A 12,407-nucleotide genomic window follows, 5' to 3' on the forward strand; every position below is an offset into this window, starting at 1 on the left:
TTATTTCGTAAAAATGATCAATTATTTAAAGATCAAGATCCATTGTTGGAACCTACTGATTTATATAAATTTCAAAAGATATAAACTCTGCAATATAAGGGGATATCTATAAATTTGTTAAAGAAACCGAATAACACATCACAGAAAGGTGGAAAATCTACCTGATGACTGATTGATTGAATCCTAAATTCAAACTAGATCATTATGCTACTCGCAAATCAATTAAAGCGCCGAGGGTATTTTATGCATTTAAAATCTTATGTGATCAGATAACCTAAATTTTTTCATGCTTTAAGATGTTAGAAAGTTTCGGTATTTATATTTCAATAGAAAACTTTAGGACAGGTAATAATAGCTCCAAAGTAACTGAAGCAGTGAGCGGCTTTCTGTTTTTTATTTAAGAAGGCTGCATCTAAGGTAAATCAATATTAACTTTACCAAGCAAGGTACTATAAAAAAATAGAACATAATGGGGGTAAAGAGTATAATGAGGCTCTTTATGAAAAAAACAAAATCATGGGATGAATATATTAATCGTTCAGATCAAACTGAGATTACAGAAGTGGGAAATCGGATAAAAGAGCGACTCGCCTTTATGAATATTAGCAAAGAGAATTTAGCTGATATTCGCGAGGCTTCTTCAATCCTTTCACCTTATAAAAAAGAAATCGTTAATCAATTCTATAATAATATTACAGCGGTTGAACATTTAAAAGATATTATCACTAGTTACTCAACCGTTGAACGTTTAAGAATAACAATGGAAAAATACTTGGATCAATTTTTGCAAGCTGAGGTAAATAAAGAGTATATCTCGACAAGAATAACAATTGGGCAGGTGCACAGTCACATTAATTTAACTGCGGAACACTTTATTTCAGCGCACCATCTGTTAATACAGATTATGACTTCCATTGTAATGGAAAAATTTCACGGCCAACCAAACCGGATGATGAACACCGTTCTCTCTATTCAAAAATTAGCTGCATTTGATCAGCAGCTTATCGTTGAAGTTTACATGGAAGAAACGTTCAAATCTTTTTTGTTTGGCATTTCCGATACTCTGAATTACACTACTCAACTCGATACATCAAAACAGTTAATCACACAGATGAATGATATGAATGCTGAGAGCTTTAGTGTTTCAAGTGCGACAGAAGAAGTGAATGCTTCGATTATGGAAGTGGCAAATCATGCAATTAAAGTTGCTGAAGGAACAGAAGCAGCTTTTCAATCAGCAGAAGAGAGCAAGCAAATTGTCCATGAAACGATGGGAGATATCAAACAAGTCGGCCAAGTTTATGAACAAGTGGTTAATCAAGTAGACAAGCTTAATCAGGAGATAGAAAAAACATATCATATAGTTGAAGTGATAAAGCAAATTACGGAGCAAACAAACTTACTTGCATTAAATGCGAGTATTGAGGCAGCAAGAGCTGGGGAACATGGAAAAGGATTTGCGGTTGTGGCAGAGGAAGTAAGGAAATTGGCTGAGCATACAAAGGAACAAACATTACAAATATCGACGAATATGGAAACGTTGCAGAACTTTTCAAGCCTGGTAACTAAACAAATGAGTAATACAGAAAATTTGATTAGAAAAAGCGTGGATGGTGCAAAGGTTGCAGATGAGGCGCTAAACAAGATTGTGTCAGCAATGCAAGACATCAATCAGGCTACGTCACAAATTGCGGCAATGTCAGAGGAACAAACATCAGCTGTGGATGAAATTGCACAACGTAACTCGATTGTTTTTGAATTAAGCAATAGTTCACAAGAAATTGCCAAGCAAACTGCTAAAGTTACTTTTGAATTAAGTAAACAGATGGAAGAATATCGTAATACTTTTTTTACAACAAATATTCGCTTATCTTCAAAAGACATTATTAAGGTTGCGAAAACCGATCATCTTCTCTGGAAATGGAAAGTTTATAATATGGTTCTAGGAATAGAAAAGTTGAATTCTGAGCAGGTAATTTCACATAAAACGTGTAGACTAGGCAAATGGTACTATAGTAATTTATCTTCGGGAGTGAAAGAAAGGCCTGCATTTATTCAGTTAGAAGAGCCTCATAAAGCCGTACACCATTTTGCGAAGGAAGCAGTTAAATGCTATGAACAAGGTGATTTATTAGCGTCTCAAGAAGCTTTTGAGCAAGTCTTAAAATTTTCAGAGGTTGTAATTACATTATTATCCCAATTAGAAGAAGAACTATCATAATAAGTCCGTCCGTTGTTTATATAAACAAAATTAATTCAAGGGGAAAACATAAATCGTAAGTGTTCAAAAAGGACCTATACAAGTGAACTCCAGTTTATGAAAAGCTGGAGTTCACTTTTTTTAGTATCCTTTACTGTACAAGTTCATGTAAAGCAGTTCGAATATGACATATCCTCTAGAATGCCAAACACTATATCAATTGAATAATGGAAACAGTCCATGATGTTAGAAGAAAAGCATCTCAATTTTCAGTCCTTCCGATCCGTATTATTTGCGAACAGCCTTTACTCTATCCATATCGTTCACGAGTGTTTTCGCCATATACTTGATATTGATTTTTCCCTCGTTTCTTTGATTCGTATAAAGCGATGTCTGCTTTTTCGTACAATGTATTTAAACTATCTCCTTCTTCAGAGAAGGCAATACCGATGCTAACCGTTACATCTATATGGTCGGAACCAATGATGCCCTTTATTTCTCTACGAATTTGATGAATCAATAACGATGAAATTTCTGTAATGTCTTGTTCCTTATGCTGAGGGAAAACAACGATAAATTCATCTCCGCCCAATCTTGCTGGTATGTTATCTTTGCCAATACAATGTTGAATCGTATCGGCGGTCACGATCAGCAGTTGATCGCCTTCGGAATGTCCGAGATGGTCATTCACTAATTTAAAGTTATCTAAATCGATCATCATTAATGCGAAAGGATGATCTTTCCGTTTGAGTCGTTCTTCTACGATTTCTTCAAACGCTGCTCGGTTTTTAAGTCCTGTTAAACTATCATGGAAAGCTAGATGCATCGGCTTTGCCACCCAGCGGAAAATAATAAAAGAAATAAAGAGAGCGATCGTTAAAATGACGAGTAGCTGTATGATAAACTCATTCTTATATTTGCTTAGCTGTCTGTTTAATTCGTTTTCGTGATAAGCGATTTCGACGACTCGATTGGTCGAAATTCCTCTCTCTTCATCAGCTTTATATGGGAGATAGCGATATTTTGCCGCTTTGTTATTCCATGTTCCGTCGATTTCATGAGTAACGCCTGAATCGACGGTTTGTTGAAAAACGGCCAACCGATCAGCGGGCATTTCGGCCTCAATTCGATCTCTCAATACATATCCTTCCGAATTGCGGATCAGTATTTTATAAAGGAAATCGAATGATGTTTCTAAATCGGCAATTACTTTCCACACATTGAATTCATTAAAAATATGTTCGTCATCGAGTGCGTATCCTAATTGAAGCAAATATTTGTGATCAGGAGTAGGCATATAACTAAATTTTTTTAATTCACCTGTTTTTTGTTGAACGTCCAACCCATCATCGGCAAAAATATGCCCATTTCTTCTTTTGTCCAATACTTTTGAAAATTCAACGCAGCAATTTTGAAAGTCAAGGCCTATATCCTCTTTGAAAGAACTACGGATAATGACATTTTTATCATTAATAATATACACATCCATACCAAACTCTTCTTTTAAAGCATCCATATCCCACTGATCTACATTTGGATTTTCAGTGTAATAAGCAAGCCATCTTTCTGAGTTTTTTTTCATTTTATTTGCCAGCTCGTCATCAAATAAATGATAGGCTTTGTCAACTGTATGAAGCGAAGTTAAAATGGTTGACTCGGCTAAAGTCAATCTAAGTTTATGCTCTTCAATCACTCTGCTCTTTAGTTTATTATGGTCAATAAAGGCGATAACAAAAGTAATGAAAAGGGAAAAGGCAATAAGTAAAACAGTAATTTGTAATTGAAAATTCCTCTTTGGCATCTATAAATATCCCTACCTCTCCCATGACAATATTCCAATGAGTTGACTAAGTGAAAAAGTGTAAACACTTCCAAAAATATAGCTGATCCAAAGGCAAGCTTTGGATTGATTCCGTTAATTGAATAGGAACAAAGATCTGCATTCATAGAGGTACGAACGTGCCGGGCGTTATGGGCAAGTGCTTCGTCTGCAATATGCCCGTACATGCCGATGGGAATGGAGTTTGGCAGATTTAAAATCTTTTAGAACGAAATAAGTGCAAAATACCATGAAAAAATCGCCTCATGATAAAAGTATGTAATCAATGTACCGATGGCGATAAACGGTCCAAAAGGAATCGGCTTTTTCCGTTCTACAATCCGTAATGCCATTCCAATTCCACCGATGATGGCCCCAATAAGGTTGGCGAAAAAAAAGGCAAGTAAACTTAACTTTAAACCAAGAACAAGTCCGATTACTGCAAACAATTTGACATCGCCCCCGCCAAGCCCTCCATTACTTATAACCGCAATCGTCAGTAAAATCGCAAACATAACAATTGCTCCTAATAAAGAATCCCACCAAGGTAAAAGGGGCTGAACAACCCGTTCTGCTAGGATAATTCCCGCGAATACGAGAAGGATTTTATTAGGGATTAGTTTATAGGCAAGATCAGAGACCGTAATGATTACAAGCAATGATATAAGTGTCCAAGCGATAAGCAATTCAAATGACCAACCGATCTTAACGAAGGCGAAAACAAATAAGCTTGCTGTAATAAGCTCCATCATCGGATAAACGGGGGAAATCCGTGTATGGCAGTGTCGGCATTTTCCACGTTGCATCAAATAAGAAAAAACAGGAATCAGCTCTCGATATGAAAGAGTTTGATGGCAATTTGGACATGCGGAGCGCGGTCGAACGATTGATTGCATTAGCGGGACACGTAGACCGACAACATTATAAAATGATCCGAATAACAACGCGTAAACGAAAATAATCGTTTTCATCGTATATCAATCAAATGAAAGGCATGTTGTATTTTTGTTAAGCGACCGCTATTCAAATCTCTTGAAGAAGTAGGGCTAAGGTCCTTGGTTTTATCGAAAATAGAAAATAATAATTGCTTCTTTATTAGCTCATTTGAAGAAACTTTTTTTCTAGCTTTTTTCATTGAAATCCTCCTGTGACTTTTGGCCCGTTTTATAGGCTAATTCTACCTATCTATTATAGCGAAAATAGGTGTGGTTTGCGATCGCTTCTGGTCAAATTTGCATCAAAATATTTCAGCTTTGGAAAATGTTGAAGATTGATCACATTTGTAACGTCATAATCGGTAACATCCTCTTTATCTATGCTTAAAAAGTAAAAAAATGACGAAAAGCTTTTAAGACAAGACGACAAATGTCTTGTCCTTTTTTTTTACCGATGTGATAGCATAAAACAAACTTTGCGGGCGGAGGGATGGATCAAATGAATAAGAAAAAAAAAGAACGACCAACAGTTAAAATAAAAATTAATGGAGAAGAACATGACTATAATGAAAATGTAATTATTAATCATTGGCAAACAGCAGACGAAGAAGCATCCGCCGCAGCAGACGAACAGGCAGATGAGAAGGAGTTCGATTGGGTGCTTCCGGAAACAAATGTGCAGGAAGTACCAAAGTTTCATAAGGTGAATCATGCTTCGAAACGACGCGCATCTTTTTTTACTGCTTCTTTACCGCGTAAATTTGCTCCAGGTTTGCCTGTTCTCATTATTTCGATCATTACAGCGATTGCTGTCGGACTTTTACTTGGCGTCTTATTATTGAAAATGATGAAGGATGTAGAGCCGAAGTCTGCTCTTGTTGAGGAAACAAAAGTTGCGGAAAATACAAATGAGACACCTGTCGAAGGGAACAGTTCAGCCTATTCAATGGAGTTGCCTTCTTTTATCGTTCCAGTTTTACAAGCTAATGTATATACAGCAAGTGAAGGAGCAGAGCAGTTTTTAAAGGAATTATCTGAGCGTGGCATCTCGTCAACAAATCTGTCGATGGATGGTATGTATTATGTACTGGTTGGCAGTGCAGACACGTATACGACTGTGAAATCATTAGCAACGCATGTGCAAACAAAAGAAGAACTAATCGTTTATCCGAAGGAGATTACATTAAAAGGCGGGGGAGAGCTAACTTTTCCAAGTGAGGATGAAGCTCGTCAATTTACGGCGGAGCATGAAGTGTTTTTGAAGTTAGCGGGTGAAGCTGCAAGTGGTTTATTAACTGGAAAAGTAAATGCAGATATACTTGTAGAAATTGATAAAGTACTGCAAGCAGGATCTGAAAAAAACAATGTTGAAGAAACAATAAAAGAGTTACATACGAAGCTCGTTGCAGCTCATTCTCATTTAGCTAGTTTTTCAAATAATTCGGCGGATGCGGGAAAAGTGAATGATGCTCAACAAGCTTTATTAGAATATATTGTGCTTTATCACGACGCATCCTCCTAAAAAGACTTAGGAGGACGCGAAGTGTAGCTTGTTTATTTGTACATATTTTGGTACGATGAGAACGTATCTCCCGATCTACTAGAAAGGTAGGATCCTCATCATGTCAAACCTCATACTCGCTTCATCATCACCGCGCAGAAAAGAACTTCTAGGAAAGTTATCCATCCCTTTTATTTCCCATTCATGCGATGTAGACGAAACCGTTTCAACTAGCTTATCACCATCTGAAATTGTAACCGTCCTTGCAAAAAGAAAAGCGGCCGCTGTTAGCCGACAATATCCGCAATCGTATATCATTGGTTCTGATACGATTGTCGTGAGTAATCAGCTTGTGCTTGGAAAGCCTAAAGATGAGAAAGAAGCGCGACAAATGCTAAGGACATTGTCCGGTAGGGTTCATTCAGTCTATACTGGTGTAGCCGTTTTACATGACGGCGTCGAATATGTTTTTTATGAAAAAACCGATGTGGAATTTTGGGAATTATCAGAGGAAGAAATTGAGCGTTATATAGATAGCGGGGAGCCGTTCGACAAAGCTGGGGCTTACGGGATTCAAGGACTCGGAGCTTTATTTGTAAAATCGATATCTGGCGATTATTATTCCGTTGTCGGTCTTCCAGTTTCTCGGCTAGCACGCGTTTTGGCTGAAATGGGTGTCACTCCTTCACGCTAAATAAACGATATATCTTCGTCGGAATTCCACCGAGGTAGATAAAGGAGGAAACAATGATTGGAAACAGAAACACTGATGATTCGTGATTTTCCGGCTGAAGATCGCCCGCGAGAGCGGCTTATTAATAATGGATCTGAAAGCTTATCAAATCAAGAGTTATTAGCGATCTTATTGCGAACAGGTACGAAGTCAGAGTCCGTTCTCCAACTAGCGAACCGTCTACTTACCCAGTTTGACGGACTGATGTGGCTAAAAGATGCCGCGATTGAAGAACTGATGAATATAAAAGGAATCGGCCAGGCGAAGGCCGTTCAACTTTCCGCGGCAGTTGAATTAGGTCGAAGAATTAGCAATCTCAGCTATGATGACCGTTTTGTTATCCGCAGCCCTGAAGACGGGGCAAATTATGTCATGAACGATATGCGTTTCCTAAGTCAGGAACATTTCGTTTGCCTCTATCTTAACACCAAAAACCAAGTAATCCACCGTCAAACAATTTTCATTGGTAGTTTAAATGCCTCGATTGTGCATCCGCGCGAGGTTTTCAAAGAAGCTTTTCGCCGTTCAGCAGCCTCAATTATCTGCTTCCATAACCATCCTTCCGGAGATCCCGCACCATCACGTGAAGACATTGAGGTGACGAAGCGGCTTGTAGAATGCGGAAAAATGGTCGGTATTGAAATTCTTGATCATTTAGTCATTGGCGATCGAAAATATGTCAGTATGAAGGAAAAAGGCTATATGTGACACTATGATTTTTTAAAGCGATAAGATATAATTGTATTTATGTTTTTACAAAAATCGTCTAAAAAGATAATGATTCGATTAAATAAAAGCAATACGGACAAAGAGTAAAAATAAGTCCAATTTATAAATAAAGCATGGCATTTGGAAAGAGAAAGGGAGATACATTACGATGTTTGGATTCGGAACGAAAGATTTAGGGATTGATTTAGGTACTGCAAATACACTTGTATTTGTAAAAGGAAAAGGTGTCGTGCTACGGGAGCCGTCTGTTGTTGCATTACAAACAGATACGAAAAAAATTGTTGCAGTAGGAAATGATGCGAAAAATATGATTGGGCGTACACCTGGGAACATTGTTGCACTTCGTCCAATGAAAGATGGCGTCATTGCCGATTATGAAACGACTGCTTCGATGATGAAGTATTACATTAAAAGTGCTGCAAAAGCGAAAGGCTTTGGGGGAAAACCGTACGTAATGGTATGTGTGCCATCGGGAATTACAGCAGTTGAGCAACGAGCTGTTCTTGATGCGACAAGAGAGGCTGGCGCACGTGATGCCTATCCGATTGAAGAGCCATTTGCTGCGGCAATTGGAGCGAACTTGCCTGTTTGGGAACCAACAGGGAGCATGGTCGTTGATATCGGAGGTGGGACGACGGAAGTTGCCGTTATTTCACTAGGGGGAATTGTGACGAGCATGTCAATTCGAACAGCGGGTGATAATTTCGATGAATCGATTATTACTTATATTCGAAAAACGTATAATTTGCTAATCGGTGATCGCACATCAGAAGCAATCAAGATGGAGGTCGGATCTGCTGGTGACACAGAGGGAATTGCACCAATGGAAATCCGTGGTCGTGATTTGTTAACGGGATTACCGAAAACAATTGAAATTACAGCGGAAGAAATTTCAGGTGCCTTGCATGATACGGTATTCACAATTATCGATGCGGTTAAAAATACGCTTGAAAAAACTCCACCAGAGCTTGCTGCTGATATAATGGATCGTGGAATTGTCTTAACTGGCGGCGGCGCATTATTGCATAATTTAGATAAGGTCATTAGTGAGGAAACAAAAATGCCTGTATTGATCGCCGAAGAGCCGCTTGACTGTGTAGCAATTGGGACAGGCAAGGCTTTGGATCATATTGATTTATTCAAAAATAAGGCAAGGGATTCAAGATAATAAGAAAAGCGCAAGCACATGTCTGATTGTGCGTTTGTCGGGGAATCAGAATAGTAAGAGGTGGAAATAATGCCGCAATTTTTTCTTAACAAGCGTCTGATTATCCTGCTTGTCAGCATTATTATTCTCGTGTCACTGATCGGATTTTCTTTAAGAGATAGAGAAAATATTTCTCGACCGGAGCAATTCGTTAAAGACGTTATCGGCTTCGGTCAGTCTCTTGTTTCAATACCCACGCAAAAACTTGTCGTACTTGTTGAAAATATAAAGGATCTGCAAAATACATACACAGAAAATAAAAAGCTTAAATCGCGCTTAGAGGAGCTGGCAAAGCTTGAAAAGGAAATATCGGATTTAAAAAGAGATAATGAGGAACTAAGGGAAGTTTTAAATAAAACGGACAATCTCCGTGATTACACAGCGATTCAGGCAACTGTAATTAGCCGGACCCCTGATCGTTGGTATGAAAAAATTATTATTAATAAAGGTAAGAAAAGCGGGGTCAAACCAGATATGGCAATCATGACCTCAAAAGGGTTAATCGGAAAAGTAATTAGTACGTCAGAAATGACGGCAACCGTTGAATTATTAAGCTCTGAGAACACGAAAAATCGAGTCTCCGCACTTATTCAAGGGGAAACGGAAATTTATGGACTCATTGACGGCTATGACCGTGAAAAAAAACTGCTATTAATGAAGGATTTGCCATTGGATCAAGAAATTGAAGAGGGACAAAATATTATTACATCCGGTTTAGGTGGTGTTTTTCCAAAAGGGCTTGACGTTGGAAAAGTGAAGGAGCTTGGCTTGGATCAATATGGCCTCACTCAAATCGCTTATGTAGAACCTTCAGCTGATTTTTATGGCTTTGAGCATGTATTAGTGATCGTCCGTCCAGAAGATGGGCAAGAGGAGGCAGAATGATGAAGCGCATTATTCTTCCTCTGTTTTTCATCCTTGCTTTTTATGGAGAAAGTCTATTTGTTAATTTCACGCCACATGTTCTTTTTGGAGAAGAACGTCACATCATTCCACATTTTATCCTCGTGTTATTAATGATGACGGGTATTTATTATTTTAGAAATCAGGCATTACTATATGCGCTGCTTTTCGGTCTGCTTTTCGATGTTTATTACACAGGGACAATCGGCATTTACCTTTGTTTATATCCAATTGCTGTCTATTTAACGACGAAAATGATTAGGATACTGCATGTCAATATACTCACAACAACGATTGTTATTACGTTGCATCTGGCGATTGTTGAATTGCTTGTATATGCATTCGCGGTTCTCGTCTTAAGAGTTAGTATGCCACCAGCGGAATTTGCGTCATTGCGGCTCTGGCCAACACTTATTTGTAATGCGATTCTTTGTTTGATAATCTATTTTCCTTTTTCCCGCTGGTTACAATCGAGCCAAAAAGAAAAATTAGCTGAATAACTCCTTTATTTTTCCTGGAAAAGAGGAAAAACGCTAGTATGTGTCGAATGGAGCAGAGAGATGACGCAAGGATCAATTTTATGTATGATGAAGGTATGGACTTGATTGTTTGGTGTTGAAAGGAGACATGAGGGCAGAAATCCTTTTTAAATGATAAGAAATGATTAGTTTTTGACTTGGACGATTTAAAGTCACAGGTCGATTCCTTGTGGCAATCCACTTAGGCTTACGTTAGTGCTGTCACAACCTTTTGCTTTGTGAAGCTTTCCAAGGTGCTTCTGCATTTCTTATGTAGCCCGTACATTATGAAAAACAAACAAAATATCATGATTAAAGGAACGAAAAATGGACTTTCATTGCAATTGAATGATCGCTGTTCCTATAAAGAGTTATTAGTAGAACTGGAGGAAAAGCTTGCGGAATTACATAGAGTGGATGATGATCGTCCGCTTATTTCCGTTAGCATTCAAGCGGGAAATCGTTATTTGGATGAGCAACAACAGGAAGAGTTGAAAGAGTTAATTCGCCAAAAACGCAATTTAATTGTTGATCATATTGAGAGCAATGTGGTTACGAAAGCGGAAGCTCAACAATATATTGATGAACAGGAAATTACATCCGTTGCAACGATTGTCAGGTCTGGCCAAGTTCTAGAAGTTGAGGGTGATTTGCTGCTTGTCGGTGATGTGAATCCTGGAGGAACGGTAAAAGCAGGAGGCAATATTTTTATTATGGGGGCATTAAGAGGTGTAGCACATGCTGGCTATACGGGTAAAGCAGAATCTGTCATTGTCGCTTCATTCATGACACCCTCCCAGCTAAGAATTTACGACTGTATTAGTCGCGCTCCTGATCATTACGATAAAGAGGAACACCATCAAATGGAGTGCGCATACATAGATAGAACGAATCAAATTGTTATAGACCGTTTACAAGTGTTAAAGCACTTGAGACCGAATATTACTAGATTCAAAGGGGGACACTATAATGGGTGAAGCGATTGTAATCACTTCAGGTAAAGGAGGGGTTGGTAAAACGACCACCTCTGCTAATCTGGGGACTGCGCTTGCCCTCCAAGGGAAGAAGGTTTGTTTAATCGACACGGATATTGGTCTTAGAAATCTTGATGTCGTATTAGGACTTGAAAATCGAATCATTTATGATTTAGTTGATGTCGTCGAAGGTCGTTGCAAACCACATCAAGCCCTTGTGAAGGATAAGAGATTCGAAGATAAGTTGTTTTTGCTTCCAGCAGCACAGACGAGTGATAAAACAGCTGTCAATCCGCAGCAAATGAAAGAACTTGTGACGGAGATGAAGCAGGATTACGATTATATTATTATCGATTGTCCCGCAGGAATTGAACAAGGTTATCAAAACGCAATCGCTGGAGCAGATCGAGCAATTGTCGTTACAACACCTGAAATATCGGCTGTACGTGATGCAGACCGAATCATCGGATTGCTTGAAAAAGAAGAACATATTGAGCGCCCAAAATTAATTATTAATCGGATTCGCAGTCAAATGATGGAAAGTGGCGATGTGCTTGATGTTGATGAGATTGCTCAACATTTATCGATTGATTTACTCGGAATCGTTCAAGATGATGAGGAAGTGATTCGAACGGCAAACCAAGGGGAACCGATCGCATTAAACCCTAATAGCAAAGCGTCGATTGCTTATCGTAACATCGCACGTAGAATTTTAGGTGAATCAGTGCCGCTGCAATCATTAAAGGATGAAAAAACAGGTGTATTCGCTCGTTTCAAGAAGTTTTTTGGTATGCGAGCTTAAGAGAATCAAAGCTTTCGTAACGATTTTGTTGCGGGAGCTTTTTTGATTTACAAGTCGAATTACCTGAGATGGTGTAATTAATCAAA

12 protein-coding genes are annotated in these 12,407 nt (G+C 38.5%); 9 read left to right on the plus strand and 3 right to left on the minus strand.

Going from position 1 to position 12,407, the window contains the following annotated elements; translation table 11 throughout:
- Positions 1–499 precede the first annotated feature (499 nt).
- Complete coding sequence (locus tag KHA95_RS12905) at positions 500–2,221, plus strand: methyl-accepting chemotaxis protein (protein WP_249316860.1); 1,722 nt, start codon at positions 500–502, stop codon at positions 2,219–2,221.
- Positions 2,222–2,510: 289 nt separating this feature from the next.
- Here KHA95_RS12905 and KHA95_RS12910 read toward each other — a convergent pair whose 3' ends face one another.
- The 3 genes from KHA95_RS12910 to KHA95_RS12920 all read right to left on the minus strand — a co-directional run bounded on the left by KHA95_RS12910 (position 2,511) and on the right by KHA95_RS12920 (position 5,154).
- On the minus strand, positions 2,511–4,001 hold the full coding sequence (locus KHA95_RS12910; RefSeq protein ID WP_213137915.1) for a GGDEF domain-containing protein: 1,491 nt from the start codon (positions 3,999–4,001) through the stop codon (positions 2,511–2,513).
- Between the two features lie 242 nt (positions 4,002–4,243).
- Positions 4,244–4,990 carry a prepilin peptidase gene (locus tag KHA95_RS12915; protein ID WP_213137916.1) on the minus strand — a complete coding sequence of 249 codons (747 nt, stop codon included), beginning with the start codon at positions 4,988–4,990 and terminating at the stop codon, positions 4,244–4,246.
- Positions 4,987–5,154, minus strand: a complete 168-nt coding sequence (locus tag KHA95_RS12920; RefSeq protein ID WP_213137917.1) for a hypothetical protein — start codon at positions 5,152–5,154, stop codon at positions 4,987–4,989. Before KHA95_RS12920 ends, KHA95_RS12915 begins: the two co-directional genes overlap by 4 nt.
- Before the next feature lie 299 nt (positions 5,155–5,453).
- Here KHA95_RS12920 and KHA95_RS12925 point away from each other — a divergent pair, with 299 nt between their 5' ends.
- The 8 genes from KHA95_RS12925 to minD all read left to right on the plus strand — a co-directional run bounded on the left by KHA95_RS12925 (position 5,454) and on the right by minD (position 12,321).
- Positions 5,454–6,476 (plus strand): hypothetical protein, encoded by a 1,023-nt coding sequence (locus tag KHA95_RS12925; protein ID WP_213137918.1) that lies wholly within the window; start codon positions 5,454–5,456, stop codon positions 6,474–6,476.
- A gap of 100 nt (positions 6,477–6,576) precedes the next feature.
- Positions 6,577–7,149 (plus strand): Maf family protein, encoded by a 573-nt coding sequence (locus tag KHA95_RS12930; protein ID WP_213137919.1) that lies wholly within the window; start codon positions 6,577–6,579, stop codon positions 7,147–7,149.
- 75 nt (positions 7,150–7,224) lie between these two features.
- Positions 7,225–7,896 (plus strand): RadC family protein, encoded by a 672-nt coding sequence (gene radC / locus KHA95_RS12935; RefSeq protein WP_213138088.1) that lies wholly within the window; start codon positions 7,225–7,227, stop codon positions 7,894–7,896.
- A 169-nt stretch (positions 7,897–8,065) separates the two neighbouring features.
- Positions 8,066–9,085 carry a rod shape-determining protein gene (locus tag KHA95_RS12940; protein ID WP_213137920.1) on the plus strand — a complete coding sequence of 340 codons (1,020 nt, stop codon included), beginning with the start codon at positions 8,066–8,068 and terminating at the stop codon, positions 9,083–9,085.
- 69 nt (positions 9,086–9,154) lie between these two features.
- Entirely contained in the window at positions 9,155–10,009 is an 855-nt protein-coding gene (gene mreC, locus KHA95_RS12945; RefSeq protein ID WP_213137921.1) for a rod shape-determining protein MreC, read from the plus strand.
- Positions 10,009–10,527, plus strand: coding sequence for a rod shape-determining protein MreD (mreD, locus tag KHA95_RS12950; RefSeq protein ID WP_213137922.1), 519 nt, complete (start codon positions 10,009–10,011; stop codon positions 10,525–10,527). Before mreC ends, mreD begins: the two co-directional genes overlap by 1 nt.
- A gap of 305 nt (positions 10,528–10,832) precedes the next feature.
- Complete coding sequence (gene minC, locus KHA95_RS12955; protein WP_213137923.1) at positions 10,833–11,522, plus strand: septum site-determining protein MinC; 690 nt, start codon at positions 10,833–10,835, stop codon at positions 11,520–11,522.
- Positions 11,515–12,321: a septum site-determining protein MinD gene (minD, locus tag KHA95_RS12960; RefSeq protein ID WP_213137924.1), complete on the plus strand. Its 807-nt coding sequence runs from the start codon at positions 11,515–11,517 to the stop codon at positions 12,319–12,321. The genes minC and minD overlap by 8 nt, the downstream gene beginning before the upstream one ends.
- Positions 12,322–12,407 lie beyond the last annotated feature (86 nt).

It is taken from the genome of Bacillus sp. FJAT-50079, assembly GCF_018343515.1.
In the GTDB taxonomy this organism is placed as follows: domain Bacteria; phylum Bacillota; class Bacilli; order Bacillales; family Bacillaceae_C; genus Lederbergia.